Source organism: Streptomyces avermitilis MA-4680 = NBRC 14893, from assembly GCF_000009765.2.
GTDB lineage: Bacteria > Actinomycetota > Actinomycetes > Streptomycetales > Streptomycetaceae > Streptomyces > Streptomyces avermitilis.
The window spans coordinates 1858055-1884251 of record NC_003155.5 but is presented as its reverse complement, the minus strand read 5'-3'; the positions used below and the strand labels follow the sequence as shown (position 1 = coordinate 1884251).

Annotated in this window: 24 protein-coding genes and 2 pseudogenes; 13 read left to right on the top strand and 13 right to left on the bottom strand. The window is 71.6% G+C overall.

Annotated elements, in window-relative coordinates:
• Positions 1-51: 51 nt before the first annotated feature.
• The 4 genes and pseudogenes from SAVERM_RS08170 to SAVERM_RS08155 all read left to right on the top strand — a co-directional run bounded on the left by SAVERM_RS08170 (position 52) and on the right by SAVERM_RS08155 (position 4905).
• Positions 52-624: a 2Fe-2S iron-sulfur cluster-binding protein gene (locus SAVERM_RS08170; RefSeq protein ID WP_010982979.1), complete on the top strand. Its 573-nt coding sequence runs from the start codon at positions 52-54 to the stop codon at positions 622-624.
• Positions 621-1613 carry an FAD binding domain-containing protein gene (locus tag SAVERM_RS08165; protein ID WP_010982978.1) on the top strand — a complete coding sequence of 331 codons (993 nt, stop codon included), beginning with the start codon at positions 621-623 and terminating at the stop codon, positions 1611-1613. Before SAVERM_RS08170 ends, SAVERM_RS08165 begins: the two co-directional genes overlap by 4 nt.
• A pseudogene (locus tag SAVERM_RS08160) lies at positions 1610-3752 on the top strand (xanthine dehydrogenase family protein molybdopterin-binding subunit). The gene SAVERM_RS08165 and the pseudogene SAVERM_RS08160 overlap by 4 nt, the downstream one beginning before the upstream one ends.
• Positions 3745-4905, top strand: a complete 1161-nt coding sequence (locus tag SAVERM_RS08155; protein WP_010982975.1) for an XdhC family protein — start codon at positions 3745-3747, stop codon at positions 4903-4905. The pseudogene SAVERM_RS08160 and the gene SAVERM_RS08155 overlap by 8 nt, the downstream one beginning before the upstream one ends.
• Before the next feature lie 103 nt (positions 4906-5008).
• Here the strand turns inward: SAVERM_RS08155 and SAVERM_RS08150 are convergent, their stop codons facing one another.
• Together SAVERM_RS08150 and SAVERM_RS08145 are read right to left on the bottom strand one after the other, a co-directional pair.
• Entirely contained in the window at positions 5009-5704 is a 696-nt protein-coding gene (locus SAVERM_RS08150) for an HAD family hydrolase (RefSeq protein ID WP_010982974.1), read from the bottom strand.
• Positions 5705-5724: 20 nt separating this feature from the next.
• Positions 5725-6201: an Lrp/AsnC family transcriptional regulator gene (locus SAVERM_RS08145; protein ID WP_010982973.1), complete on the bottom strand. Its 477-nt coding sequence runs from the start codon at positions 6199-6201 to the stop codon at positions 5725-5727.
• Positions 6202-6428: 227 nt separating this feature from the next.
• Here SAVERM_RS08145 and SAVERM_RS08140 point away from each other — a divergent pair, with 227 nt between their 5' ends.
• Positions 6429-6779 (top strand): ANTAR domain-containing protein, encoded by a 351-nt coding sequence (locus tag SAVERM_RS08140; RefSeq protein ID WP_010982972.1) that lies wholly within the window; start codon positions 6429-6431, stop codon positions 6777-6779.
• 24 nt (positions 6780-6803) lie between these two features.
• Here SAVERM_RS08140 and SAVERM_RS08135 read toward each other — a convergent pair whose 3' ends face one another.
• The gene (locus tag SAVERM_RS08135; protein ID WP_010982971.1) at positions 6804-7028 is read right to left on the bottom strand and encodes a hypothetical protein; all 225 of its coding nucleotides are present in this window, start codon (positions 7026-7028) and stop codon (positions 6804-6806) included.
• Between the two features lie 264 nt (positions 7029-7292).
• Here SAVERM_RS08135 and SAVERM_RS08130 point away from each other — a divergent pair, with 264 nt between their 5' ends.
• The 3 genes from SAVERM_RS08130 to SAVERM_RS08120 all read left to right on the top strand — a co-directional run bounded on the left by SAVERM_RS08130 (position 7293) and on the right by SAVERM_RS08120 (position 11931).
• The gene (locus SAVERM_RS08130) at positions 7293-8801 is read left to right on the top strand and encodes an FUSC family protein (RefSeq protein WP_037645925.1); all 1509 of its coding nucleotides are present in this window, start codon (positions 7293-7295) and stop codon (positions 8799-8801) included.
• A gap of 437 nt (positions 8802-9238) precedes the next feature.
• Positions 9239-10789 (top strand): nitric oxide synthase oxygenase, encoded by a 1551-nt coding sequence (locus SAVERM_RS08125; RefSeq protein WP_010982969.1) that lies wholly within the window; start codon positions 9239-9241, stop codon positions 10787-10789.
• A gap of 101 nt (positions 10790-10890) precedes the next feature.
• Positions 10891-11931: a lactonase family protein gene (locus SAVERM_RS08120; protein ID WP_010982968.1), complete on the top strand. Its 1041-nt coding sequence runs from the start codon at positions 10891-10893 to the stop codon at positions 11929-11931.
• A gap of 122 nt (positions 11932-12053) precedes the next feature.
• Here the strand turns inward: SAVERM_RS08120 and SAVERM_RS08115 are convergent, their stop codons facing one another.
• On the bottom strand, positions 12054-12977 hold the full coding sequence (locus tag SAVERM_RS08115; protein ID WP_010982967.1) for a sirohydrochlorin chelatase: 924 nt from the start codon (positions 12975-12977) through the stop codon (positions 12054-12056).
• Positions 12978-13169: 192 nt separating this feature from the next.
• The gene (locus tag SAVERM_RS08110; RefSeq protein WP_037645928.1) at positions 13170-14120 is read right to left on the bottom strand and encodes an N-acetylglucosamine kinase; all 951 of its coding nucleotides are present in this window, start codon (positions 14118-14120) and stop codon (positions 13170-13172) included.
• Between the two features lie 358 nt (positions 14121-14478).
• On the opposite strand from SAVERM_RS08110, the gene SAVERM_RS08105 reads away from it, so the two are divergent.
• On the top strand, positions 14479-15156 hold the full coding sequence (locus SAVERM_RS08105; RefSeq protein WP_010982965.1) for a uracil-DNA glycosylase: 678 nt from the start codon (positions 14479-14481) through the stop codon (positions 15154-15156).
• 331 nt (positions 15157-15487) lie between these two features.
• The gene (locus SAVERM_RS44600; protein ID WP_237529831.1) at positions 15488-15808 is read left to right on the top strand and encodes a hypothetical protein; all 321 of its coding nucleotides are present in this window, start codon (positions 15488-15490) and stop codon (positions 15806-15808) included.
• Between the two features lie 24 nt (positions 15809-15832).
• On the opposite strand, the gene SAVERM_RS08095 is transcribed toward SAVERM_RS44600, so the two are convergent.
• Complete coding sequence (locus SAVERM_RS08095) at positions 15833-16747, bottom strand: LysR family transcriptional regulator (protein WP_010982964.1); 915 nt, start codon at positions 16745-16747, stop codon at positions 15833-15835.
• A 443-nt stretch (positions 16748-17190) separates the two neighbouring features.
• Between SAVERM_RS08095 and SAVERM_RS08090 the strand changes: the two genes are divergently transcribed.
• Together SAVERM_RS08090 and SAVERM_RS08085 are read left to right on the top strand one after the other, a co-directional pair.
• Positions 17191-17493: a muconolactone Delta-isomerase family protein gene (locus SAVERM_RS08090; protein ID WP_037646199.1), complete on the top strand. Its 303-nt coding sequence runs from the start codon at positions 17191-17193 to the stop codon at positions 17491-17493.
• A 300-nt stretch (positions 17494-17793) separates the two neighbouring features.
• Positions 17794-18414 (top strand): TetR/AcrR family transcriptional regulator, encoded by a 621-nt coding sequence (locus SAVERM_RS08085; RefSeq protein ID WP_010982962.1) that lies wholly within the window; start codon positions 17794-17796, stop codon positions 18412-18414.
• A gap of 57 nt (positions 18415-18471) precedes the next feature.
• Here the strand turns inward: SAVERM_RS08085 and SAVERM_RS08080 are convergent, their stop codons facing one another.
• The 5 genes and pseudogenes from SAVERM_RS08080 to SAVERM_RS08060 all read right to left on the bottom strand — a co-directional run bounded on the left by SAVERM_RS08080 (position 18472) and on the right by SAVERM_RS08060 (position 22683).
• Positions 18472-18915 (bottom strand): VOC family protein, encoded by a 444-nt coding sequence (locus SAVERM_RS08080; RefSeq protein WP_010982961.1) that lies wholly within the window; start codon positions 18913-18915, stop codon positions 18472-18474.
• A gap of 165 nt (positions 18916-19080) precedes the next feature.
• Positions 19081-19766: pseudogene (locus SAVERM_RS08075) on the bottom strand (alpha/beta fold hydrolase).
• A gap of 170 nt (positions 19767-19936) precedes the next feature.
• Positions 19937-20500, bottom strand: coding sequence for a CGNR zinc finger domain-containing protein (locus SAVERM_RS08070; RefSeq protein WP_037645932.1), 564 nt, complete (start codon positions 20498-20500; stop codon positions 19937-19939).
• Positions 20501-20570: 70 nt separating this feature from the next.
• Positions 20571-21551, bottom strand: coding sequence for a D-cysteine desulfhydrase family protein (locus SAVERM_RS08065; RefSeq protein ID WP_010982958.1), 981 nt, complete (start codon positions 21549-21551; stop codon positions 20571-20573).
• A 418-nt stretch (positions 21552-21969) separates the two neighbouring features.
• On the bottom strand, positions 21970-22683 hold the full coding sequence (locus SAVERM_RS08060; RefSeq protein ID WP_010982957.1) for an SDR family NAD(P)-dependent oxidoreductase: 714 nt from the start codon (positions 22681-22683) through the stop codon (positions 21970-21972).
• A 320-nt stretch (positions 22684-23003) separates the two neighbouring features.
• Here SAVERM_RS08060 and SAVERM_RS08055 point away from each other — a divergent pair, with 320 nt between their 5' ends.
• Positions 23004-23303: a zinc-ribbon domain-containing protein gene (locus tag SAVERM_RS08055; protein ID WP_010982956.1), complete on the top strand. Its 300-nt coding sequence runs from the start codon at positions 23004-23006 to the stop codon at positions 23301-23303.
• A gap of 54 nt (positions 23304-23357) precedes the next feature.
• On the opposite strand, the gene SAVERM_RS08050 is transcribed toward SAVERM_RS08055, so the two are convergent.
• The gene (locus SAVERM_RS08050) at positions 23358-24275 is read right to left on the bottom strand and encodes a LysR substrate-binding domain-containing protein (RefSeq protein WP_037645934.1); all 918 of its coding nucleotides are present in this window, start codon (positions 24273-24275) and stop codon (positions 23358-23360) included.
• 141 nt (positions 24276-24416) lie between these two features.
• On the bottom strand, positions 24417-26174 hold the full coding sequence (locus tag SAVERM_RS08045; RefSeq protein WP_010982954.1) for an FUSC family protein: 1758 nt from the start codon (positions 26172-26174) through the stop codon (positions 24417-24419).
• Between the last annotated feature and the right edge of the window lie 23 nt (positions 26175-26197).

Genomic DNA, 26197 nt, shown 5'->3' with positions numbered 1-26197 from the left:
AGGCTCCCGTTCGACTTCGACGCGCACCACGAACGCGAAAGAAGGCTGACCATGGCCCCATCGACGTCCAGCGCCATCACCCTCAACATCAACGGGGAGAAACACACGCTGCCCGTCGACCATCGCACCACCCTGCTCGACGCGCTGCGCGAGCGGCTCGATCTGACGGGTACCAAGAAGGGCTGTGACCAGGGCCAGTGCGGTGCCTGCACGGTGCTCCTCGACGGACGCCGGGCCGTCTCCTGCCTGCAGTTGGCGGTGGCCGCCGAGGGGCGCGTCATCACCACCATCGAAGGCGTGGCGGACGGTGAGCAACTCCACCCGGTGCAGCAGGCGTTCCTCGACCTCGACGGCTACCAGTGCGGATACTGCACCCCGGGCCAGATCTGTTCGGCCATCGCGGTGATCGAGGAGCACGCGGCGGGCTGGCCGAGCGCCGTGACCGCCGACGTACGTCCCGAAGCGGGAGCGCCACCGCTCACCGCCGACGAGATCCGCGAACGGATGAGCGGCAACCTCTGCCGCTGCGGTGCCTATGTGTCCATAGTCCAGGCGGTCGCGCGGGCGGCCGAGGCGCACGCGGCCGACGCTCAGGCGGCCGAGGTCAAAGGGGCCGCGGCATGAGGGAGTTCGACTATCAGCGGGCGTTCGACGTCCCGGGCGCGGTCGCGTTGCTCGGCGCCGATCCCGACGCGCGCTTCCTCGGCGGCGGCACCAATCTCGTCGACCTGATGAAGTCCGGCGTGGAGCGGCCCGGCCGTCTCGTCGACGTACGTGAGCTTCCCCTGGACCTCGTCGAGCCGACCCCGGAAGGCGGACTGCGCATCGGCGCCACCGTCACCAACAGCGATCTTGCCGTCCACCCCGACGTGCGGCGTCGCTACCCGGCGTTGGCGCAGGCCGTCCTGGCCGGCGCCTCGGGCCAGCTGCGCAACATGGCCACCGTCGGCGGGAACCTGCTCCAGCGCACCCGCTGCGGCTACTTCACCGACCTCGCCCAACCCTGCAACAAGCGTCTCCCCGGCAGCGGTTGCCCCGCCGTCGAGGGCGAGCACCACAACCACGCGATCCTCGGCGCCTCCGCCCACTGCGTGGCCACCCATCCCTCGGACATGGCGGTGGCGCTCGCCGCCTTCGACGCGGTCGTCTCGTACGAAACCGCGGACGGAGAAGGGGAGTTGGCACTCGCGGACTTCTATCTGCCCGTCGGTGACACCCCGCACCGGGAGACCGCCCTGCCGCCGGGTGCGCTGATCACCGGCGTCACCCTCCCGCCGAGCCCGGTCGCCGCCGTCTCGCGCTATCGGAAGGTGCGCGAACGGGCGTCGTACGCGTTCGCGATCGGCTCGCTCGCCGCCGCCCTCGACGTCCAGGACGGCGTCGTACGCGAGGTGCGCCTCGCCTTCGGCGCGGTCGCGTCCCGGCCGTGGCGGGCCCGGACGGCCGAGCGGGCGCTGACCGGGCGCCCGGCGAGCGCCGAGGCGTTCGCCGCCGCCGCGGACGCCGAACTGGGCGCCGCCGAGGTCCTGCCGCACAACGGATACAAGGTGCCGCTGCTGCGCAACCTCGTCGTGGCCGTGTTGACCGAACTCACCGAGGAGGCCGCCCGATGACCACGACCACCCAGGGCGCCGCCCGGGCGACGGGTGCCGTCGGAACCGCGCACACCCGCGTCGAGGGCCGCGACAAGGTCACCGGAGCGGCACGCTACGCCGGAGAGATTCCGTACGACGAACTGGCCCACGGCTGGCTGGTGTTGTCCACCGTCGCCCGTGGCCGTGTCCGCACGGTCGAGTCCGACCCCGTCCTCGCGATGCCGGGTGTCCTCGCCGTCCTGCACCACGCCAACGCGCCGCGCGTCACCACCGACTACATCGGCATCGTGGGGCGTCCCGACCCGGCCCTGGGGATCTTCCAGGACGACCGGGTGCCGTACGTCGGCTGGCCGGTGGCGCTCGTCGTGGCCGAGACTTCGGAGCAGGCCAGGGAAGCGGCCGAGGCACTGGTCGTCCGCTACGACGAGGAGCCGCACGACGTCGAGTTCTTCGCCGGGCATCCCGGTCTGTACACGCCGCAGGACAGCCCGCTCGTGCAGGCGGAGGCGGTGAAGGGCGACGTGGAGGCCGAACTGGCGGCGTCCGACGTCGTCGTGGACGCGGAGTACGCCACTCCCGGAGGCGTACCACTGCCCGCTGGAGCCGCACGCGGCGACGGCCCGCTGGGACAGCGGCCGGCTCGACGTCGTCGACTCCAACCAGAGCACCGTGTGGGTGGCCGGCGAGCTGGCCCAGCTGTTCTCCCTCGACCCGGCCTCGGTGCGGGTGCGGTCGGAGCACGTGGGCGGCGGCTTCGGGTCCAAGGGGGTGCGCCCGCACCAGGTGGCCGCCGTCATGGCCGCAACGGTTCTGCACCGCCCCGTCAGAGTCGTACTGACCCGTCGGCAGATGTTCTCGCTGGTCGGCTACCGCAGCCCCACGGCGCAGCGGATCAGGCTCGGTGCCGACCCCGACGGGCGGCTGCGGGCCTTCGACCACCAGGCGCAGAGCCTCACGTCGACCGTGCACGAGTTCGTCGAGTCGAGCGCCGTCCTCGGCCGTGTGCTGTACGACGCCGACGCGCACCGCACCACTCATCGCCTCGTACGGCTCGACGTGCCGACCCCGACCTGGATGCGTGCGCCGGGCGAGGCGCCGGGCTCGTTCGCGCTGGAGTCGGCGCTCGACGAACTCGCGGAGAAGTGCGGCCTGGACCCGATCGCCCTGCGCGCGCGCAACGAACCCGGGGCGGGCCCTGTGTCCGGGCTGCCGTTCAGCAGCCGCAATGTGCTCGCCTGCTTCGAGGAGGGCGCCCGCAGGTTCGGCTGGGCGGACCGCGATCCGCGTCCCGGCGTGCGCCGCGAGGGGCGCTGGCTGCTCGGGACCGGTACGGCGGCCGCCACGTACCCCTCGGGGGTCGGCCCGTCCACGGCGGCGGTGACCGCGGAGGCGGACGGCACCTTCACCGTGCGGATCAACGCGGCGGACATCGGGACCGGAGCACGGACCGCGCTGACCCTGATCGCCGCGGAGGCGCTGGCCGCCGAGCCGGGACGCGTCCGCGTGCACATCGGGGACAGCGACCTCGGTCCGGCGATGTTCGCCGGCGGCTCGATGGGCACCCGCTCCTGGGCCTGGGCGGTGACGGCCGCGGCGGGCGAGCTGCGGGAGCGGCTGGCCCTGGGCGGCGGCATTCCGCCGGAGGGGATCACCGCACGGTCGGACACCACCGAGGCCGTCGGCGGCCTCGCGAAGAAGGAACGGCACTCCTTCGGAGCGCAGTTCGCCGAGGTCGCGGTCGACACCACCACCGGCGAGGTACGCGTACGGCGGATGCTCGGCATCTTCGCCGCGGGCCGGATCGTCAACCCGCTCACCGCGCGCAGCCAGTTCCTCGGCGGCATGGTCTGGGGTCTGTCCATGGCGCTGCACGAGGAGGCCGTCAGGGACCATTCCTCGGGCGGCCTCGTCGGCGCCGACTTCGCGGGCTACCACTTCGCCGCGAACGCCGACGTCCCTCTGCTCGAGGCGGACTGGGTGGAGGACCCCGACCCGGACGACCCGGTCGGGATCAAGGGCATCGGCGAGATCGGCGTGGTCGGTGGCGCGGCGGCGATCGCCAACGCGGTCTGGCACGCGACCGGCGTACGCCACCGGCAGCTCCCGATCAGGCCCGACCGTGTCCTGCTGGCGGCGGAGGGATCCAGGAGTGCTTGACATCGCCGAGGAGCTGAACCGCTGGGTCGGGGAGGGGCGCGGCTTCGCCGTGGCCACGGTCGTGGCCGTCGGCGGCAGCGCGCCCCGCCCGCCGGGCGCCGCCCTCGCCGTCGACTCCGACGGCACGGTCATCGGCTCCGTCTCCGGCGGCTGTGTGGAAGCAGCGGTGTACGACAGTTGCGTCCAGGCGCTCCAGGACGGCACCACCGTCCTGGAGCGGTTCGGCTACAGCGACGACGACGCCTTCGCGGTGGGGCTCACCTGCGGCGGGGTCATCGAGGTCCTGGTCACGCCGGTCGGCGTGGACGCACCTGGCCGGACCGTGTTCGCGGCGGCCCTCTCGGCCGCCGCCCGGGGGGAGGCCGCGGCGGTCGTCCGCGTGTCCCGGGGGCCCGCCGAACTGCTCGGCCGGGCCCTGCTGGTCCACCCGGACGGATCGTACGAAGGAGGTCTCGACGGGCATCCCCGGCTGGACCGGACGGCGGTGGCCGAGGCCCGCGCGATGCTGGACACGGGCCGCACCGGCACGGTCGAGGTCTCGGAGAGCGGAGCGCGCTGCCCGGGCGGACTGACGCTGTTCGTCGAGTCGAGCGTGCCGCCGCCCCGGATGATCGTCTTCGGGGCCGTCGACTTCGCCGCCGCGCTGGTGCGCACCGGCAAGTTCCTCGGCTATCACGTGACCGTGTGCGATGCCCGTCCCGTCTTCGCCACCCGGGTCCGCTTCCCCGAGGCGGACGACCTCGTGGTCGACTGGCCGCACCGCTACCTCCGGGACACGCCGACCGACGAGCGCACGGTGCTGTGCGTGCTCACCCATGACGCCAAGTTCGACGTGCCGCTGCTCGTGGAGGCCCTGCGGCTGCCGGTCGCGTTCGTCGGCGCGATGGGCTCGCGCCGGACCCACGAGGACCGCGACCGCAGACTCCGCGAGGCCGGCCTCACCCCACGTGAACTGTCCCGGCTGCGCTCACCGATCGGCCTCGACCTCGGCGCCCGTACGCCCGAGGAGACCGCCCTGTCCATCGCGGCAGAGATCGTCGCGGCCCGACGGGGCGGGACGGGCGTACCACTGACCGGCTCACCGACCCCGATCCACCACGACCTGTCCGATGCCCCCGGCCCGGTGACCGCGGGGACGAGGGCGGTCGGATGACTCACGACGCCGAGGTGCCGGGCACCACGCCAGACCTGGAGACCTGGAGACCGGCCTGGCTCAGGGGCGCGGAAGCCGACGTCAACGCCCTACGGGCCGCACCTCAGGAAGACGGTGTCGAGCGCGCCAGCCACTCGTACGCCGCCCGCGCGGTGAACTCGGTCTGGCCGCCGCGCACCAGTAGCCCCGCGGTCGCGAACGCCGGGTCGTCGGCCTGGGCGGCGACGTAGGGGATCGCGATGCAGCGCATTCGGGCGGCGTGCGCGGCCGCGGCCCCAGGGGCGGCGTCCTCCAGGACCACACAGTCCGCCGGGGACACCCCGAGCCGGCGCGCCGCCTCCAGGAAGACGTCGGGGGCGGGCTTGCCCCGGGCGACCTCGTCGGCGGAGACGACGGTGGTGAGCCACGACGCCAGGCCCGTGCCCGTCAGGATCGCCTCGATGGCCTCCGGCGACGAACCGGAGGCCACGGCCATCGGCACGCCCTCGCCGGCCAGCAGTTCCACGAACTTCCGCATCTCCGGGTAGACCGGCGTGGAGGCGCGGGCCAGCGCCAGATAACGGCGGTTCATGTCCGCGAGGAGGTCGTCGAGCGGGGCCTCGACGCCGTACCGCTCCTTCCACAGCTCCAGGCTCTCCTGGGTGCTGATGCCGACGTACTGCTCGTGGTCCGCCCAGGTGAAGTCCGTGACGCCCTGCTCGGCGAGGAGGTGCCGGCCCGCCTCGTAATAGTTGGGCTCGCTGTCCACAAGAGTTCCGTCGAGATCGAAGACGACCGACGTGGTGCCGAGAGTGCTCATGGTGTCCAGGATGCCAATGATCACTTGGCGGCCGTGCGGCCGATCGACTCCACCAGCGGCAGCAGCCGGTGCGGTACGCGCTCGCGCAGTGCCACCTCGGTGCGGGTGCGCACCACGCCCGGCATGCTGATCAGCGACTGGATCACGTCCTCCAGATGCCCGTTGTCCCGCGCGACCACCCGGGTCAGCAGATCGCCGCCGCCGGTGATCGAGAACGCCTCGACGATCTCCGGTACGGCCGCGAGCGCGTCGCCCACGTCGTCGAGATGGCCCTGGGTGACCTCGATGTGCACGAACGCGAGCACCGGGTGGCCGAGGGCGGCGGGGGAGAGGGCCGGACCCGTGCCGGTGATGACTCCGTCCCGCTCCAGCCGGTCGAGGCGGGCCTGGAGCGTGCCACGGGCCACGCCGAGGATGCGTGCGTACTCGCGCACGCTGGTGCGCGGCTGCTCGAGCAGCAACCGCAGGATGCGGGTGTCGAGTTCGTCGACGGCCATGGTCCGTTGGCCTCCCAGCCGTCCGGCGTGATCTTCGACGACTGTACCCATGGCTCGGCCGTACCCGTGGCTCGGCTCGAGGCGAGCGGGTCGATCCGGACAGGGGGCAGGGGCGTCTCGTTCACCCTGCCGGGTAACTTCCCGCCCCCGCCGGGAATGTCCTGGAGGTCGACGGGCATCTGCGGCAGTAACAGGTTGACGCTACTTCCCCACCCCCGGAGGCAACGTTGACATCCGAGGCATACGAGCGCCCTGCGGCCCAGGAACCGTATGAGCAGGAACTCTCCAAGGCCCGACTGGAGGATGAGAACCTCCAGCTCAAGCAGGCGGTGCTGTCGCACGCCACGATCGACCAGGCGATCGGTGTCGTCGTCGTGCTGGGCGGGCTGGCACCCGGCCGGAGCTGGGACGTCCTGCGGGAGGTTTCGCAGCGCACCAACATCAAGCTGAGACACGTGGCGGAACTGATCATCGACTGGGCCCAGACGGGTGATCTGCCCAGGGACATCCGCGAGGAACTCGAGAGCGGGCTGCGACAGGCGAAATGCCGGGTCGACGGAGGAGACGGGCCGCTCTGACCGCGCCGTGGTGCCTCGCCCGGGTCAGGCTCGCGTCTCCGGCCCCCAGTACTCCGGCCCCACACCGCGCCAGTCGATCAGCGGTGAGACGGCCACCTGCACCGGCTCCATGTCCATCCCGGCCCGACGGAGGAACTCGGCGACATCCCCCAGGTTGTACGCGAGTCCCAGGATCTCCCCGTCCACACGGACGCGCCGTCCGCCCGTCGGCGAGGGCGGCGACACGATCACGGGCAGTGGTCCGGACATGTTCCCAGGATCGGCCGGACCGTCCGGTTACGCATCCGGGCCGGTCGACCGTACGCCTCGACGTCCTGCTCCTGATGACCCAATGGTTCTGCGTCGGCCACCGGTCTTGCCCGTCGATTGGGCCAATGGCTCATGTGTGAGAGGGCGACTTGAGCCATAGGACCTGTGGATGCTCTCATGTGCAGGTCGATGGCGCTGCGGACTCCGCGGCGCCTTTTGTGTGCCGGGCGGGCGCCATGGCGAAGAAATCTGGGGCGGGAAAACGTGTGGAAGAGGATGTTCGTGGCTCCGGACCCGGGATTGCTGCGTCTGCGCAGCGCCACCCGGGCTGTCCTCGGCATCGGCCTGGCGGTGACCCTGTGCGGTCTGGCCGGTCACTCTCTCGTCGGGGCTGTCGCCGGCGGCCTCGCGGCGTTGCTCGCGCTGTTCACGGTCGCCGACGCGACAGTGCGCGGACAGGCGACCACGACCGCGCTGCTGCCCGTCGTGGGCTTCCCGGTACTGGCTCTCGCCGCCGGGCTGCACGAACACCCGGTGGCGAGGGATGCCGCCTTCGTCGCCGTCGTGGCCGCGGGCGTGTACGCACGGCGATGGGGGCCGCGCGGCCATTCCCTCGGCGTCTTCGCGTTCATGGCGTTCTTCGTGGCGCAGTTCCTGCGTACCGTGCCTGATCAGCTGCCCGAGCTGTACGGCGCCACGCTGCTCGCCCTCTCGGCTTCCTCCGCTGTCAGGTTCGGCCTCTGGTGCTACGAGCGCCGTATGCCGCCCGTCGCGGCGTCCGCTCCGCTCACCGGCCGAGGTCTTGCTCGCCCGACGAACCGTCAGGCGGTCCAGGCGGCCGTAGCCGCTGCCTTCGCCCTTGTCGCCGGGCAGATGGTGTCGCCGGAACGGTGGTACTGGGCTGTCGGCGCGGCATGGTGGGTTTTCGTGAACACCACCTCCCGTGGGGAGACCCTGATTCGAGGGTTCCGCCGGGTCCTCGGCACGGTGATCGGCATCGCTCTCGGGTTGCTGGTGGTCGTCCCGCTGCACGGGGCGCCCGTACCCACCGCGGCTCTCGTGGCCGTGTGCGTCTTCGGCATCTTCTACAGCGCCCCCGTCTCGTACACGTGGATGATGCTCGCCGTGACCGTGATGGCCGAGCTGCTCTACGGGGTTCTCGGAGTGCTGGATCCGCACTTGATCGCCTTGCGTCTTGTCGAGACGGGAGTCGGGGCACTCGGCGCTGTGCTGGCCGTCCTGTTCGTCCTGCCGGTCAGCACGCACGTCATCACGGATGCCTGGATAGCGCGAGCACTTCGCTGTGTGCACCGCTGCACCGCCGAGACCGCGGCGCGTCTGCAGGGCTCGGCCACCGCCGATCCGACCGCGCACGTGGCCGAGCTGGAGGTGCTGTTGAGCCGGGTGGGCCTCTCGCTCGCCCCTCTGGTGCACCCACTCAACCCGCTGCGCGCCCGTGGTCGGCGGGCCCGACGCGTGCTCGCCCTGCTGCGTACCTGTGCGGACGAGGTGCGCGGTCTCGCCGCCATCGCTTCGGACCCCGAGGCGTCCCACGATCCCCGCCTTTCCGCCGCATGCGAGCGGGTCGAGGCGGCCGTCGAGGCGCTCACCACCCCCGGGAGTCCGGGCGTCGGGGTCCCGGCAGGCGGCAGGACGGCCGCCGGTCCGGCGGAGGAACCGGTGCTCGCACATCTGCACGGGATCGAGCGGGCCCTGCACGAACTCACCGCACCCCTGCGCGACGCCCACGACCCGGGACTCGCCCGCGCCTGACCTTGCTGCGCTCGGGGGCCGGGCGACCCGACCTTGAAGTGAGGCACATGTTTCGGCCACCTGGAGGGTGGATCAGGGCATCGGCTGGGTAATCCCGCCGCTATCGGACAGCACGGAACCCGCGGACCGTGCGGGAGCGGCCCGCGGACGGAGCCGCTTGGGGGTGTGCCATGCGGAACTTCCCACGCCGACACGGCGACGGAAGTACCGGAAGCGCCGGGAATACGGCTGGTACGGGAAGCACCGGGTCCCGGCCGCAGTGGCCGGAGGAGCCAGGAGGCTGGCTCGACCGGGCCCGGGCCCACCGTGACGGCGCGGATACGGATCCCCCGGCATCCCACGAGCCCGCCACCGGCGGCGCGGGACGTGGCCTGCGGACCGCGGAGCCGCCTGATACGGGCCAGGGCCTGCGGACCGCCACGGGACAGGGCCCGCGCATGGCCGACCCATCCGGTGTCGGGCGGGGCCGGGGCGTATGGACGGCCGACGGATCCGGTACCGGATCGATCACGGGCCTCCAGGGCCGCTTACTGGCCGACGCTCCGCCGGAAAGTGCCGCGAGTCGACCGGGCGGGGACGCGCGCGATCGGCACGGCGCGCCCTCCCGCGCACGCGGCTGGAGCACGGAGACGTGGTGCGCGCCGCACGGTCGCAAGGACACCGCGGGGGAGTCCGAGCACAGACCCCCTGGGCCGACCCTCCCAGGCGCCCGCGGGTGGGGCGCGGCGCGCACCCGCGGTGACCGCCCGGACGGGCATCCGGACCACCCGACCGGCAGCCCCACCACCGACGGGCCGGCCCGGCCCGCCCGGCCCGACCGGCGTGAAGAAGGCGACGGCCATGACGGGCACGAGGGCCAGGACGGTCACGACGGGCACGATCTCCTCTGCGCCGCCACCGCGTTCCTCACCCTCCACCACACCGAAGAACGCCTCGGCGACCCGGCCCGCCGCATCGCCGCCGCGCACGCGGAGATCGCGGAGACAGGGACGTACCGACACACCACGGAAGAACTGGTCTTCGGCGCCCGGGTCGCCTGGCGGAACGCCAATCGATGCATAGGGCGGCTGTACTGGCACTCCCTGTGCGTACGCGACCGCCGGGACGTGCGGGACGCAAAGGACGTCGCCGAGGCTTCGGCGGACCACCTGCGGGAGGCCACCCGGGACGGCCGTATCCGCGCCCTGATCACGGTGTTCGCACCCGACGCGCCCGGCCGTCCAGGACCGCGGATCTGGAACGAGCAGCTCATCCGGTACGCCGGCTACGCCCGCCCCGGCGGCGCAGTCACCGGTGACCCGCGCAACGCCGGTCTGACCGCGCTCGCCCGTCGCCTCGGCTGGCCCGGCGGCCCCGGCAGCCCGTTCGACGTGCTGCCGCTGATCGTGCAGAGCGCGGGCGACCGGCCCCGTTGGTTCACGCTGCCCGAGGACGCCGTGCTCGAAGTGGCGCTCACGCACCCCGAGTACCCCTGGTGGCGGTCGCTCGGACTGCGCTGGCACGCGGTGCCCGCCCTGGCCGGCATGTGTCTGGAGAGCGGCGGCATCTGCTACCCGGCGGCCCCCTTCAACGGCTGGTACATGGGTACCGAGATCGGCGCCCGCAACCTCGCCGACGCCGACCGCTACGACCTCCTGCCGCACCTCGCCGACCGCCTCGGCCTCGACACCCGCAGCGACCGCTCCCTGTGGAAGGACCGCGCGCTCGTCGAGCTCAACCGCTCCGTCCTGCACTCCTTCGACCGCGCCGGTGTCACCGTCACCGATCACCACACCGAGTCCCTTCGTTTCCTCACCCACCTGGACCGCGAGGAGCGCAAGGGCCGCCGGGTCGGTGCCGACTGGTCCTGGATCGTGCCGCCGATCTCCGGCAGCGCCACCCCGGTCTTCCACCGCACGTACGAGACGGTGGAACGGCACCCCGCCTACGTCCACCATCCGGAGGCGCTGGCCCGGGCGCGCGGTGAGATCGACGAGATTCTGGTCTAGATCGACGAGATTCTGGTCTAGACCGGCTGCTACGGTCGGCCCAGAGGCTCCCGAGCCCGGCCTCCCGGGCTGGAGACCCCCATCGGTGAGAGGGGACGCAGGTGACAGACGGCGGCAGGCGGCGACGACGGGCGTTCATCGGGTCGTTCACGGCGGCGGGAGGTCTCGGCGTGCTCACCGCGGCCGTGGACGAGGACACCGGCGCGCTGACGGTCCTGGGCGGCGCGGACGGCGTACCCGACCCGTCGTACCTCGCCCTGTCACCGGACGGAGGCATGCTCTACGCGGTCAGCGAGACGGCCGACGGCGCGGTGGCCGCGTACCGCGTGGAGGACGACAAGCCGGAACTGACCGCTCCGCCGGTCCCGGTCGGCGGCAGCGGGCCCACCCATCTCAGCGTGCACGCCGGTCACGTCCTGATCGCCAACTACGGCTCCGGCAGTGTCACCGCCGTTCCCCTGCGCGCCGACGGCACCCCGGCGGACGAGGGGGCCACTGTCCTCCAGCATGCCGGCGCGGGCCCGGACCCCAAGCGCCAGCAGAGTCCGCACGCCCACCAGGTGCTGCCCGACCCGAGCGGCCGGTGGATCGTCAGTGTCGACCTCGGCACGGACTCGGTGCGGGTGTGCATCCTGCACGGCGGTGCACTCGCCGTGCACCGCGAGATCGCGCTGCGGCCCGGTTCGGGCCCCCGCCATCTGGCCTTCCACCCGGACGGCGACCGCGCGTACGTACTGAACGAACTGACACCCATGGTCACCGTCTGCCGCTGGGACCCCGCCGACGGAGCGTTGAAGCCGGTCGCGGAGACACCCGTGCTGCCCGGCGCCCCCGAAGGCGACGCCTACCCGTCCGGAATCGTCGTCTCGCCCGACGGCCGCTTCGTATGGACCGCGACGCGCGGCAAGGACGTGATCTCCGTGCTCGCGGTCGAGAAGGACGGACTGCGCCTGGTCACGACGGTGCCGTGCGGAGGAGCCTGGCCTCGGGCGCTGACCCTCGCGGGGCGTTTCCTGTACGTCGCGAACGAGCGGTCGGGGAACGTCACCTGGTTCGCCGTCGACCCGACGACGGGGCTGCCACGCAGGGGCGGCTCGATCGAGGCGCCGGCGGCGTCCTGCGTGGTCTTCGACCGGGTCTAGGGTGCGTGCTCCGGACCAGCCGACCGGCTGCCTGATGGGCGTTGGCCGAGGTGGAACGCCGGAAGCCGCAGGGCCCGCCCCTCGAGAAGGGCGGGCCCTGTGTCGTTCTGGAAGCGTACGGGTCAGCGGACGGGCGCGCCCTGCGGCTGCTGCGGGGCGATACCGAGCGCCGTCGTGTACTTGGCGAGCACGAGCTTGCCGATCGCCGGGTACGGGCCGAGGGCCTCGGCGGCGGAGCAGCCCGCCTCCTGGGCGGCCGCGTCCAGCAGCCCCGCGTCGATCTCCGGGCCGATCAGGTACGGCGCGAGCGCCAGCTGCTGCGAGCCCGAGGAACGCAGCTGCTCGGCGGTGGCCGCGATCGAGCCCTCTTCGTCCAGCGCCGCCGCCATCACCGGCACGGCGAGCCGCGCGGCGAGCAGCATGCCGGTGATCCCGGCCGCCTGCACGGCCTCGTCGCCACCCACGGAGGCCAGGATGATGCCGTCCGCGGCCGTGGCCACGGTGAACAGCCTGGCCCGGTCGGCGCGGGCCAGACCGGCCTCGGAGAGGCGCACGTGGAGCGCCTCGGCGAGCAGCGGGTGCGGGCCGAGGACATCGGTCAGATCGGCCGCGATACGGCTGTCCATGACCGCCTGGCGGACCTGGCGCAGCAGCGCGCTGTCCGGTCCCGCGAGCAGGGGCACCACGACGGCGACGGGGCCGTCGGGCTCCTTGACGTCCATACCGGCGGCGCGGGCCTGTTCGAAGCGGGCGGTGCGCTCCTCGAAGGTGCGCACGAGCACGGACTGAAGCGTGGGGAACTCGGAGGTGTCCCCGTCCAGGTAGCCGATCCGGGCGTCGAGGCCGGGCAGCTCGGAGCGCGCGATGCTCACGACCTCCTCGGCGAGGCTGCGCGTGGCGGCGCTGGGGGTGCCCGGCACCGCGAGGACGAGCGCGGGCGCGCCCTCGGGAGCCGCCAGGGGTTCCGGACGGCGGTGCCGCCCGGGCTGGCGGGGTCGCGGCATTCGTACAGGCAGGCCGGACGCGGGCCCAGTGGGGGAGCTCATGGCGCCGCATGTTACTGGTTTCCTGGGCTCCCCTGTTCGGGGAGGGTGCAGGTGAGCGGTATCCGTCCGCTTTTGTCTGATGAGTTACGTACGGAATTGAAGGGATCGACACGGTCTGATCTTGCGGCTGTGCCGGAAGACGCCAGTCATCCTTTCCGCAAGGCGGATCAGTCACTCTTTTCGGTCACTCGGTCACTCGGTCACCACGTACAGCATGTGCTCGTCGCACGGGAGAGTGAGCGAACCGGCGGCCAGGTCGAGGGCGATGCGCACGGCGCCGTGCAACGGGTCGCCTTCCGCCGTCACCCGCCGTGCGTGCGGGAGCTGGACGGCCAGTTCCTCCCCCAGTGGTACGAGGAGCGGGGCGCCCATTTTGAACAGGCCGCCGGTGAGGGCGACTTGGGGATGCCCCGAGGCCGGGCAGACGGCGGCCGCGGACTCCGCCATGTGCCGGGCCGCCGTGCGCAGGACGCCCGCCGAGACCGGGTCGCCCGGTGCGCAGGCGGCCACTTCGGGTGCGAAGGAGGCGAGCACGGCCGGGCGGTCGGTGCGCGGATAGAGCTTGCCGGGCAGAGAGGCGACCGGACCGAACCTCTCCTCGGCCCGCGCCAGCAGCCGCGGAGAGCCGCCCGGCCGTCCGTCGTGGGCCCGCAGCGCCGCCTCGAGACCGGCCCGCCCGATCCACGCCCCGCTGCCACAGTCGCCCAGCAGATGGCCCCAGCCGTCCGCCCGGCGCCAGCTTCGGAGATCCGTGCCGACGGCGATGAGACCGGTGCCTGCCGCGACCACCGCGCCGGGCCGGACGCCGAGGGCGCCCGTGTAGGCGGTGACGGCGTCGGCGGCGAGGGCGACCCTCGGTACGCCGAGCTCCCGGGCCAGCGCGGAGGGCAGTTCGGCGCGCAACCCGTCGCCGAGGGTGGCGAAGCCGGCCGCTCCGATCGCCACCGCGCACGGTCCGCCCGCCTCGGCGTCGGCCAGCAACTGCCGTGCCATGGGCAGCAGGTGCTCCAGCAGCTGCCCGGCATCGATACCGCGAGGTCCGGTGCGCACCGGCTCCTTCGACACGAGCGGCGCCGACAGAGCCGCGCCCCCGCCGCCGCGCGCGGCCAGAACGGCCCGCAGTCCGGAACCCCCGGAGTCCACGGCGAGGACGACATCCGAACGTCCGGCAGCCGCGGTGGGATCGGCACGTGGTCCCGGGCCGTCCGGCGTCCCGTCCCTACCGCCCGGCGCCGCGCCTGTGGGTGTCACGGCAGGCGCCGGTCCACCGGCTGCGCCCCTTGCCGCGGGGGCAGGTCACCATGGCGGAGTGACTTGATCACTGGACGCAACACGCTCCCCTTCTTCGCGGCGACCGGCTGGGTGCTCTGTCGGACCGGTTCGAAGGCCTTCCGGTTCGAAGGCCTTGGCGAGGAGGAAGAGTAGCGCCGTGCGACGGCCCCGTGCGCGGGGCGGCGATGCCTGGGTAGGGCCCCGGTGTGTGCCAGTAGAGTGACGCGTTGTGGCACCACGACCTTTGCATGAACTCGTTGAAGCAGGCTGGGCGAAGGCTCTTGACCCTGTGGCCGGACGCATCGCGGCGATGGGGGACTTCCTCCGGGCCGAGGTGGCTGCCGGCCGGACCTATCTCCCCGCCGGGGCGAATGTGCTGAGGGCCTTTCAGCAGCCCTTCGACGACGTCCGCGTTCTGATTGTCGGTCAGGACCCCTATCCCACGCCGGGGATGGCCATCGGGCTGAGCTTCGCAGTGTCACCCGAGGTGCGTTCGTTGCCGGGAAGCCTGGAGAACATCTTCCGGGAACTGCACACGGACTTGGGGCTGCCCAGGCCGTCCAACGGCGATCTGACGCCATGGACCGAGCAGGGGGTGCTGCTGCTCAACAGGGCGCTGACGACGGCCCCCCGCAAGCCGGCGGCGCACCGGGGCAAGGGCTGGGAAGAGGTGACGGAGCAGGCGATCCGGGCACTGGTGGCGCGCGGTACGCCGCTGGTGTCGGTCCTGTGGGGGCGGGACGCCCGCAATCTGCGGCCGCTGCTCGGGGATCTCCCGGCGATCGAGTCCGCACATCCCTCGCCGATGTCGGCCGATCGCGGGTTCTTCGGCTCACGTCCCTTCAGCCGGGCCAATGAACTCCTGGTCCGCCAGGGTGCGCAGCCGGTGGACTGGCGCCTGCCTTAGGGCGCGGCCGTCGCGGCGGGGTGGCACGGGTGCCGCCCCTTGTTCGCTGGAGCGTTTCCCGTTTCCTGTTTCCTGTTCCTGTTCCTGTTCCCGTTCTCGTTCCCGATCCCGGTCGCGTCGAAGTCGCGGTCGGGATCACGTCACCTCCTTGACAGGTGACGCAGCAGGCTGCGAGCATCGTCACCAGCTGAAGAGGTGATGTCCCGTCGCCCGGCGGTTCAAGGCTGCGGAATTCCGAACGAATTCGGACCGCCATTTGGATTCCGCGTCGTAGGTCTATCGATCGCATATGAGACTTTGTTGACTCGAAATCCGGCGGAGGGGAATTGCCGTGGCTACGAGTGACCGGCAGGCCGCAGTCGAACCTGGCAAGGAGAATCGCGGCAGCCTCTCGGTCGCTGTCGGAGCGGCCGTCGTCGAAGCGGCCGTCGTCCGAGCTGCCCCCGGCGGGCCGCGTCGAATGGAGGAGGGCGAAATGCCGTACGAACAGAAGGCCCTGGATGCCGTCGAGGTGGCGCGCCGTGAACGATTCGGCAAGCTTCCGGAGCGTATCCGCCTGGCGGATACGGTTGAAGAAAAGCCGGCCACAGTCCCGGATCCGGCGAGAGACGCATACAATTACGACGAGTGGCTCGTCCGTACGTGTCTGTGAGTTGTTCCGACCTATCGGGTGCCCCTACCGCTTGTACGGGTCTCCGTCGGGCAGCCAGGCGTCCGGGGCATGGATTCCGAGGTCGCCGACGCCGTCGGTGAGGGTGTCGACGACGGCGAGTACCGCGGCGCGGACTTCGCTGCTGCGCCAGACCAGAGACCAGGTCCAGTAGATCTTGGGCGCGATCACGGGACGCTGGACCAGGTCCGGCGGCAGCGGTGTGGTCTGGCCCTTGGGAGAGTTGACGACCGGACGGCGGCCGCGGCGGACATGGTCGAAGAACGCGGGGCCCGTGACGCCGCCGTCGGAGATGCGTACCGTGCGGGCGCCGGTGTCATGGGCCAGTTGTTCGGCGTAGACGTTCCACGACGACCAGGATGTGGTGTCGTCGTCGAGCAGGACCACGGTGTCCTGGGCGCCGACACCGCTGGGGTCGCTGCCGGTGGTGACCGCGTACAGCCGATCGGCACCGATGAGCCGGGCTCGCAGGCCGTGCCGTTCCAGGTCCTCGTTCCGCACCCAGCACACGGCGAGGTCGAGGCTGCCGTCGGCGACCCGGGCGGCCTGGGCGTGCGAGGGCGCGACCCAGGCGTCGATGTGCAGTTGGGCCACCGCGGAGGCGCGGGCGGTCAGGTCGGCGGGGAGCCAGTTGACGTAGCCGAGCCGGACCGGCTCCGATCCGCCCAGCCGACGGGCACGGCGCTGGAGGTCGTCGGCCCTTTCGAGCAGGGAGCGGGTGTACGGCAGCAGGGCCGTACCGGCCGGAGTGAGAGACACGGAGCGGCGGTCGCGATCGAACAGTCGTACCCCCAGGTCGCGTTCGAGCGTCTTGATCTGCTGGGACAGGGAGGGTCCGGCGATCAGCAACCGCTCGGCGGCCCGGCCGAAGTTCAGCTCTTCGGCGACCGCGAGGAAGTACCGCAGTTGGCGCAGCTCCACGCTGTCATGCTACGTCGCTGAGAGGCTGCGCCTACCAGCAAGGAGGAAGCCGGTCGTGGCGTCCGCGCCGGCGGCAGGCACACCATGAGGACATGGAAACCCGACAGCACGCCACCGGTAGGGGTCCCGCCGGCACCCGGCAGCCGGTCACGGTGCGGCTGTTCGGCGGACCGACCGCACTGATCGAGACCGGCGGCCTGCGGCTGCTGACCGACCCCGCCTTCGACGCCCCCGGCCCCGCCACCGGCGGCACCCGCGCCCTGGCCAAGTCCCGCCACCCCGCAGGGGCGGCCGAGGGGATCGGCACACCCCACGCCGTACTTCTCTCGCACGACCGGTCCGTCGACATCGACAACCTCGGCTTCGCCGGACGCCACCTGCTCCCAACGGTCGTCTCCGGCGTTCCGGCCCGAGCCGGGCGCCACACCCAACGGAGAAACATCATGCGTGAGTTCCTGGTCGAGATCACCACCACCATCCCCGAAGGCACCGAACCGGCCGAGGTCGACCGGCGCCGTGCCGCCGAAGCGGTCCGGGCCGAGGAACTGGCCGCCACCGGCAACCTGTTCCGGCTGTGGCGCCCGGTCGGCGAGCTGCGCAGCATCGGCGTGTGGCGCGCCGCGGACGAGGACGAGCTTCACGAGAAGGTGCTCGGCACGCTGCCGCTGCGCTCGTGGATGACGCTCACCGTCACCCCTCTCGAGTCCCACCCCAACGACCCGGGCAGAGCCGACGCCACCGCGTGACAGTCAGTTCCGCTCGCGGTCCTCACCGTCGCCCGCCACGACGCGGCCGCGGCGGTGAGCCATGCCCGGCCCGGATACGTTCACCCCCGCACGAGGACTACGGCATGAACGCGGGGATCCCCCGACACTCCTCCGCCCGATCGGACGGCCCGGTCCGCTCACCCTGGGCCCACGTTGCCCAGGCCGTGGCGGCCCTGACGGTCGGCATGGGCGGGGGAGAGGCGGTGGAGACAGTTGGCGGGACCTGCAGTAGTAGACCGATCTACTATATTAGTAGTCGATCGGTCGTATACTTGCCGCATGGGACGTACCAGTGATGCCCGGGAGAAGATCCTCACCGCCGCGCAGTCGCTCATCGAGCTGCGGGGCTACTCGGCGTTGGGTACGGCCGAGATCTGTAAGGTCGCAGGCGTGCCGAAGGGCAGCTTCTATTACTTCTTCGAGTCCAAGGAAGCGCTCGCCCTCGCGGTTCTCGACGAGCACTGGGCCACCCAGCGCCGCGAGTGGACCCGCATCCTGAGCGGCGAGGCCGAGCCGCTCCAGCGCCTGCGGCAGCTCTTCGAGGAGACCGAGGCCGGCCAGCGTGCCGGGCAGCAGAGCTGCGGCACCGTCTCCGGGTGCATGTTCGGGAATCTGACCCTGGAGATGAGCAACCAGACCGAAGCCATCCGTGAGCGCCTGCAACAGATCTTCGACGCGCAGGTCGACATGGTGGAAGAAGTCATCATCGGAGCCCGGGAGCGCGGTGAAGTCGCCGTGAGTGATACTCGCGAGGGCGCGCGCTCCGTTGTCGCCCAGCTCGAGGGCCAGGTGCTCTTCGCCAAGCTCTACAACGACACCGGGCGCCTCAAGCCCCTCTGGACGAACTGTCTCGCCATCCTCGGTGCCCGTATGCCTGAGGAGGTGTCGGCCGCGAATTGAGGTTTCCGCCGCGGCGGTGCGGCGGGGGCACCCGCGTCTCGGTGCGCGGGGGTCCGGTCACCGGCCCGGAAACCGCTCCGTGATCTCCTGGAGCAGCCAGCCGTTGCCGTCCGGATCGCTGAACGAGAGGTACGAGGCATAGCTGCGACGTTCCGGGTCCGGGCCCGGTACCCGCCCCTCGTTCCCGGCGCGGTGGAACACCCCGCTCGCGTCGTGGAACACCTCGCTCACCTTGACGCCGCGATCGGTGAGCTCGGCATGGGCCGCCTCGATGTCGGAGACGATGAGGTGCAAGCCTTGCGTAGAGCCCGGCGCGGCCGAGGTGACCCCGGTGCCGAAGATGATCGAGCACGGCGAGCCGGGCGGGGTGAACTGCACCACCCGGAAGTCCTCACCGTCGGCGACGTCGGCGTCGAGCCGCCACCCCAGAGCCTGGTAGAAGTCCTTGGCTCGGTCGACATCGGCGACCGGCACCACCGCAATCTCGAGTTTCATGTCCACGACTGCCTGCTCCTGTCTTTGGTGTCAACGGGTCTCAACGGTCTCTGTGTCCATGCCGCCGGCCGCTGGCCTCTGACCACTGGGTGCTTCCGCCTGTATCCACGGTTGTGCCGGAGATGGCTGGTCGCAACCTGTGCAAAGGTCCTGGCCTGCGGTCCGTGCCGACTAACGGTGACCGAGCCCGTCCGCTTCGACGACGGCTTCGGCAAAGGCCTCGGGTGCTTCCTGCGGCACGTTGTGGCCGATGTTTTTCAGAGTCCGGTGGGCGTACGGGCCGGAGAACTTGTCGCGATAGGACGAGCCGTCCCCGGCAGGAGTAAAGGGATCCCGTTCCCCGTCCAGGGTGACCGTGGGCACGCCGATGACGGGACCTGCGGCAAGTCGGTTCTCGAGGCGGTCGTACCGAGGGTCGCCCTCGGCCAGGCCCAGCCGCCAGCGGTAGTTGTGGATCACGATGCTGACGTAGTCGGGATTGTCGAAGGCCGCCGCCGTACGGTCGAACGTGGCGTCGTCGAAGTCCCAGGTGGGGGAGTTGAACTTCCAGATGAGCCTGGCAAGGTCATGGGCGTTCGCCTGGAGTCCGAGCAGACCCCTCTCCGTGCTGAAGTAGTACTGGTACCACCACGCCCACTCGGCCTGCGGCGGCAACGGCGACTTGTTGCGTTCACGGTTGGTGATCAGATAACCGGTCACGGAGACCACGGCACGATCACCCGGTAGCCCCGCGCCGCCAGCAAGGGCGCGACACCGACGAAGCTGTGAATGTCGTGGGGCCAGCCGTGCAGAAGAACGACCACAGGGCCGTGTGCGGGACCGGCCTCCGCGTAGCCGACACTCAGCTGGCCGGGCAGGTGCTTTTGCCCCGGGGCGCGTCCTGCCGTCGCGGGGGTGCGGTGGTGGTGGGGAGGGGTATGCGCCAGGGGTCGAGAGGTGTTCGTGCTGGTTGAGAACGGGGCTCATCCGTCAGGCATGCCTGCGGGCCCTCATGCGGCAAGGCGCGGTGTCGCGGTGTCGCGGTGTCTCAGCGGGAGGCGGGTGCTTGGGCCTCCTTCTTGCGGGCGCGGTAGGCCGCGGCCTTGAGCTTGTTCCCGCACGACTCCATGCCGCACCACTGCCGGCGCATGCCTCGTGACCGGTCGATGTAGACGCGGGTGCATTCGGGATTGCCGCACTCCTTGAGCAGCGGCACATCCGGTCCGCTCAGGACCTCGACGGCATGTCGCGCCACGGTGGACAGCGCTTCTTCCGGCGTCGCGTCCGTTCGCCGCCCCGCGGCGGTGAGCTGCGGCGTCGCGGGAGGTTTCCGGGCCGCGCCGTTCACCACGGAGAGCGCCTCATCGGCGTAGGCCTCCCCGAGGCGCCGGGCGGTGACCAGCTCGTAGATGGCCTCCCGTACCGCCACCGCCTGCTCGACGTCGGCCTCCTGACTGGGGGAGACGGCGTCGACGACACCGGACTCCCGGTACCAGGCATCCAGTCGGTCCGGCGACGCGAACATCTCGAACCGCAGCGAGCGCCGAGCGCGCAGCGTGGCGGCGAAGTCGAGAGCCGGGTTCCCGCACACAAAGACATGATCCAGATTCACGTCACCATCTTGACAGGTGATCCTGACCCGTGCAAAGCTCGTCACCTGTTGAACAGGTGACGAATCGCGCTCACTCGACCTCGTAGGAGCGCAGGGTGCTGACGGAGCGCTGCACGGTCTCCGTATGCCCGAACAGGCCCGGGAGCCCCCCGGTGTGAAGAAATACGGTGCGCTGGGCCGGGCGGATGTCGCCGTCCCGCACCGCGGCGATCAGGCCGGCCATGGCGCGCCCGCTGTAGACCGGATCCAGGACGATGCCCTCGGTGCCTGCGGCGGTTCGCATCGCTTCCAGGACCGGCTCATGAAGCACTCCGTATCCCGCACCCACCTGGTCGGTGCGAAGGCGCAGGGATTCCGGGGTGATGCTGCGGCGGGTGAGTGGGCCCGCGAGGTCGGCGACGGTGGCGGCCGGCTCTGCCACCGCCCCGCAGTGAACGCCGAGGACGCGTTGCTCCCCGAGTGCGCCGACCAGTCCCGCCATGGTGCCGCCGGAACCGAGGGCGACCACGACGTGGTCCACGTCGGGCAGTTGGGAGCGCAGTTCCTCGCCGCCTTCCACGTATCCCCGCGCCCCGAGGGGACTTGACCCCCCGAAGGGGATGAGATGAGGGCGTGCTCCATCGCGGCGCAGCTGCCGGCAGACCTCGTCGGCGACGTCACCCATCGTGCTCGGGCCGCCGTCTCCGGCCCAGTGGACCCTGGCTCCGAAGAGGCTGTCGAGAACGAGGTTGCCGGAGCCGTGCGTGGCGCTGTCGGGAGTGCCGGGGAAGACGAGTACGACGTCGAGTCCCAGGCGGGCGCCGGCGGCCGCGGTGAGGCGGGCGTGGTTGCTCTGCGCGGCGCCGGTGGTGACCAGGGTGTCCGCGCCTGCCGCGAGGGCGGCGCCGACGGTCCATTCCAGTTTGCGGACCTTGTTGCCACCGCCGCCCAGGCCGATGAGGTCGTCCCGTTTGATCCAGAGGTCGTTCTCGCCGAGGCCCAGTGCCGCCGCCAGACGGGGCATGGGCTCCAGCGGTGTGGGCCACGTCGACAGGGCGATCTTGTCACTCATGAAATCTCCAGTTGAAGCGGTGCGTGCACCGGCCGAGGGCGGGTGTGGAACGTGCGGGACCGGAGGGGGCCCTGCCACTGCTCGGTGCTGCCCATCAGGCTCGCAGACACTTGCGTACGGGCCGCTCGGCGGGGTCGTACGCGTCCCTCGCCGGACCTGGAGCGGCGGTCGGCCGTGTGCGGTTCTGCTGAGGGGGCTTGCCGCTCGATCGGTGGGCCGCTGGATGGGGCGACAGCCGGGCGAAGCCGCGGGACGACAACTGGTCGAGTGCGAAGCTGCGGAGCCCACCGGGCACTGGCTCGACCTGCTCTGATCGTCTGCCCGCACCGGGACCGGTGCCACGATCGTCTTGTTCCCCGATGAATCGTCTTGTTCCCCGACGACACGAACGTTTTCCCGGCCCGCGCGTGCCCGTGGGTCAGTGCCCGGCGCTCTGGCCGCCGTCGACGTGGAGGATCTCGCCGGTGACGAACGGGGCGTTCTCCAGGAAGATCACCGCGTCGACGATGTCACTCTGCTCGCCCATCCGGCCGACCGGATGCAGGGCGGCGAGCGCCTCGTGCGTCTCCTCGGAATGCATGGGCGTCTTGATGACGCCCGGCGAGACGGCGTTGCTGCGTATGCCGCGCGTGGCGTATTCGATGGCGAGGGACTTGGTGGCGGACTGCAGGCCGCCCTTGGTCAACGAGGCAAGCACGGAGGGGACGTTGGAGTCGGCGTTGTCGACCAGGCTGGTGGTGACGTTGACGATGTGGCCGCCGCCCTGGGAGAGCATGTGCTCCAGGGCCAGCTGGGTGATGCGGAAGAAGCCGGCGAGGTTCACCCCGGTCACGGTGGCGTAGTCGTCCTGGGTGTAGTCGGTGAAGGGCTTGGCGACGAAGACGCCCGCGTTGTTGACCAAGGTGTCGATACGACCGAATCGCTCGACGCCGGTGGAGATGACGCGTTCGGCGGTGGCCGGGTAGGCGATGTCGCCCTGGACGGTCAGGACGCCCGCGTCGTTGACGGGGGCGATCGTGCGCGAGGTGGCGACGACGGCGTAGCCGAGCTTGCGGTAGGCGTCGACCAGTGCGGCGCCGATGCCCTGCGACGCGCCGGTGATGACCGCGACCTTCTGGCCTTGAGAGCTCATGGTGACTTCTCCGAAAGGGGTGAGGATGTTCCGACGAATTACTAGCCGACCGGTCTACTATTTGGAAAGTAGTCGGTCCGCAGAGCCGAGTCAAAGGTCGACAGGGCCTGTACCAGGACCGGCTTCCTCCCAGCTGGGAGACTCGTCCTCCCAGCGCAGGTCGACGCGTCCTGACGGAATTGGCCAGGCGGCCGGCCGTCAGGGGAACCTACTGGCCACGGCCGGCAGTTCAGATGCCATCACTGCCACCACGGTCACTACAGCCGCCACTGCCACCACAGTCGCCACCGGCACCGTGGCCTGACCCGGGAGGGACCAGCATGATCATCTTTGGCACCAGGGGATACCTGTACCAGCTCGCGATGCTGACGCTCGTGTGCGGCCGTTGCGGCAATCCCTCCGCGCACACGCTCAGGAAGCGCGTCACGAAGTTCACGCTTTTCTTCGTGCCGCTGTTCCCGTTCTCGACGAAGTACACGACGCAGTGCACCTTCTGCGGTGCGGAGCAGAAAGTGACCAAGGAGCAGGCGGAGCGGCTACAGGCGCAGGGCGCGCACGGCCACGGCGGTCAGACGTACGGGCAGCAGTCGCAGCAACCGCAGCAGCCGTACCAGTCCTGATCCTGAGCGGATCGGGGACCGGCGCGGTGGCTTCCGCTCCACTCGGCAGCGAGGTCAGGCGCGCGAGGTCGCTTGTGAAGCCGCGGGTGCGGCGGCCGACTTCAGGGCGTGATCGAGGAAACGCCGGGTGATCGGTGGCAGGGCACGGGAGCTCAGCCAGGCGATGCCGATGTCCCGGGCACCGTGTACGTCGGTGATCTCCAGGTAGCGGATCGGGGAGTCCGGGGGCGTCGTGCTGTCCGGCGACGACGGGATCAGGGACACACCCAGACCGGCGGCGACCAGGCCCCGCAAGGTCTCCACCTCCTCGCCCTCGAAGCCGACGAGCGGGGTGAAGCCGGCCTCGAGGCACAACGTCTCGCTGATGCCGCGCAGCCCGTACCCGGGCTTGAGCAGGATGAACGGCTCCTCGGCCACCTCGGCCAGACGGGCCCGGCGCCGCCTGGCCAGCCGGTGCCGGGCGGGGACGGCCAGCCGTAGTGGCTCCACCAGGAGACGCCGCCAGGTGATCAGGGGGTGGGCGGGCTCGCTGCTGGTGATGATCAGGTCCGCGGTGGCGTCGAGGAGGTGCCGGGTCAGTCCGATCTCGCCGTCCTGGTGCAGCTCGAACCGGGCCTGCGGGAACGCCTGCCGGAAGTCCGTGACAAGCCTGGGCACCAGCCAGGTGCCCAGGGTGTGCAGGAAGGCCAGCGACACCGCACCCGCGTCCGGGTCGACGATCTCCGCCACGGCTCGCCGGCCCCGGTCGTAGCTGTCGAGCACCGCGTCGACGTACTCCTTGAACACCCGTCCGGCCGGGGTGAGGCGCAGTACGCGTCCGACGCGCTGGAAGAGTTCCGCGCCGACCTCGTCCTCGAGCCGGTTCAGGGCCCGCGACAGGGCGGGCTGGGTGATACGGGCGTCCGCCGCGGCGTCGGTCACCGTCGTTCCCTCTGCCACGGCCTGGAAGGAGCGGAGTACCTGGAGGTCCATGCGTGCATTCTTCCTCCTCATGGGTCAGGGAGAATCCAGGCAGCAGCGGCATGGGTCACTCGCACGCAGGCACGCAGGCACGCAGGCACGCGCGGGCAGGCAGGGCCGGGTTCCGCCTTCGGCGACCCCGGACGGAACCGCCTATCGGGCCGGGCCCGCCGCGCCCGCCACCGCCTGCGCGGTCACCCTGTCGCAGAGCCGTTCGGCCGTCGTGATCGTGTCCTCCCAGTCGGGCAGTGGCCGGCCGGGGCGAGCCGGTTCACCGCGGGCGTGCGCGACGGCCCGGCGTGCCTCGGCCAGCTGGTGGTACGCGGCGCGGCGCAGTGACTGCCGCTGGACCAGGCCTGCTTCCGGAGCGACCTCGCGGTAGCGGCGGGCGGCGGCGACGGCGGCCTCGGTCTGCGCCTCGGCCCGGTTCGCCGCGGAGTCGGGCCACACCGCGAAGTGCGCGACGAGCACCAGCGCGGAGGCCAGGACGGTGTCGAGGATGCGTGTGCCGTACAGCGCCCGGTGGTCTCCGAGCAGGTCGACGAGCACGAACACGACCGCGGTCAGGCCCAGCGTGGCGAGCGCGTAGTGATGGCGCACGCCGACGGCCATCAGGGCGCCGAAGACGGCCACGACGCCGATCACGGTGTAGGTGCCGGTCGCCGCCAGGGACACCGCGCCGATGGCGGCAACGCCGACGACCGTGCCGGCGCAGCGGTGCAGCGCCCGGGTGAACACCGGGCCGAAGTCGGGCTTGTAGACGAAGGCCACCGTCATGGGGAGCCAGTAACCGCGGGCACCGTGCAGGGCCTCGGCGAGCAGATGGGCGGTGAGCACACAGCCCGCGAGCAGCGTGGCATAGCGCAGACGTGCCGCCCGCCCGGGCCACGAACGCGCCGGCAGATCCAGCGTCAGGTCGGCGGGGTCCGGTGCGCCGTCGACGGTCGCGCACAGTTCGGCCAGGGCCCGCCTGCCCGGTGAACCGGCATCGACTGCCGGCACCGCCTGCTCCGCCGCCGTATCTGCCGCGGCGGGAGCCGAGCCCCGTCCCGGCAGCAGGCGCTCGGACAGCTGCTGCGGTACGCCGGTCACGGCGGGCGGGAGCGGACGGGCCTCCCACACCACCGCCGTCACGGCCTCGCCCAGCCGTACGGCGCAGTGGAACGCCCGGATCAGCTCCCGGACTTCCGACTGCTGTCGCTGCCGGGCGCGCGGCGCGAGATGGGCGGCCATCACCTCATGGGCGTGGTTGAGGGCCAGCGTCATCCGTCGCCGGGCCTCCTCGGCGCGAGGGGTGCCGGCCGCGGCCAGTGCCTCGCCCGCGCTCCGGTACACGGCGAGCACGGCGGCCCGCTCGACGTGGTGCCGACGCCACAGCCACGGGGCCGCGGACAGCGCGAGGACGAGGGCGACACCGGCGAGCAGGGCCAGCGGCGGCTGCCACCACGGTCCCGGCACGGGGATGCCACTGCCGATCGTCACGCCGAGCAGCAGATGCATGCCCGAAACGGACGCGATCCGCCCCCGCAGGCCGACGGTGCCCGCCACGAGCGCGGCAGCCACCAGACAGCCCGCCACGGCCGCCGGCTCCCCGCTGCGCAGGGCGAGTTCACCGGCGAGCAGGCCGAGCGCGCTGGACAGGCCGGTCCAGCCCAGCCGCCGCACCCGTACCCGGTAGGGATCGGAGCCGTCCTGGCTCACGCCCCACAGGGCGCCGATCGCCGCGATCACGGACGGCACCACCCACCCCGTGCGCAGCCCGACGAGCAGCGGCAGCGCGAGGGCGACGGCACCCCGCGCCGCCGCCGCGAGGGGCAGGCGTACGGGCGTGCAGCCGGCGGCGGAACGCGGCCACCGCATACGGGACGTGCGGGGCGGACGTTCCGGTCGCGTGTCGGCTGTCGGTGTCATGCGGCCGTGTCCTTTCGCTTGCG

Excerpts from the sequence above, each read along its gene's own strand:
- SAVERM_RS08065 (WP_010982958.1), bottom strand. The coding sequence starts at position 21,551 with ATGAGTGACAAGATCGCCCTGTCGACGTGGCCCACACCGCTGGAGCCC.
- SAVERM_RS08085 (WP_010982962.1), top strand. The coding sequence starts at position 17,794 with ATGGGACGTACCAGTGATGCCCGGGAGAAGATCCTCACCGCCGCGCAG.
- SAVERM_RS08050 (WP_037645934.1), bottom strand. The coding sequence starts at position 24,275 with ATGGACCTCCAGGTACTCCGCTCCTTCCAGGCCGTGGCAGAGGGAACG.
- SAVERM_RS08150 (WP_010982974.1), bottom strand. The coding sequence starts at position 5,704 with ATGAGCACTCTCGGCACCACGTCGGTCGTCTTCGATCTCGACGGAACT.
- SAVERM_RS08060 (WP_010982957.1), bottom strand. The coding sequence starts at position 22,683 with ATGAGCTCTCAAGGCCAGAAGGTCGCGGTCATCACCGGCGCGTCGCAG.
- SAVERM_RS08145 (WP_010982973.1), bottom strand. The coding sequence starts at position 6,201 with ATGGCCGTCGACGAACTCGACACCCGCATCCTGCGGTTGCTGCTCGAG.
- SAVERM_RS08115 (WP_010982967.1), bottom strand. The coding sequence starts at position 12,977 with ATGAGCTCCCCCACTGGGCCCGCGTCCGGCCTGCCTGTACGAATGCCG.
- SAVERM_RS08045 (WP_010982954.1), bottom strand. The coding sequence starts at position 26,174 with ATGACACCGACAGCCGACACGCGACCGGAACGTCCGCCCCGCACGTCC.
- SAVERM_RS08170 (WP_010982979.1), top strand. The coding sequence starts at position 52 with ATGGCCCCATCGACGTCCAGCGCCATCACCCTCAACATCAACGGGGAG.
- SAVERM_RS08135 (WP_010982971.1), bottom strand. The coding sequence starts at position 7,028 with ATGTCCGGACCACTGCCCGTGATCGTGTCGCCGCCCTCGCCGACGGGC.
- SAVERM_RS08125 (WP_010982969.1), top strand. The coding sequence starts at position 9,239 with ATGGCCGACCCATCCGGTGTCGGGCGGGGCCGGGGCGTATGGACGGCC.
- SAVERM_RS08090 (WP_037646199.1), top strand. The coding sequence starts at position 17,191 with ATGCGTGAGTTCCTGGTCGAGATCACCACCACCATCCCCGAAGGCACC.
- SAVERM_RS08055 (WP_010982956.1), top strand. The coding sequence starts at position 23,004 with ATGATCATCTTTGGCACCAGGGGATACCTGTACCAGCTCGCGATGCTG.
- SAVERM_RS08165 (WP_010982978.1), top strand. The coding sequence starts at position 621 with ATGAGGGAGTTCGACTATCAGCGGGCGTTCGACGTCCCGGGCGCGGTC.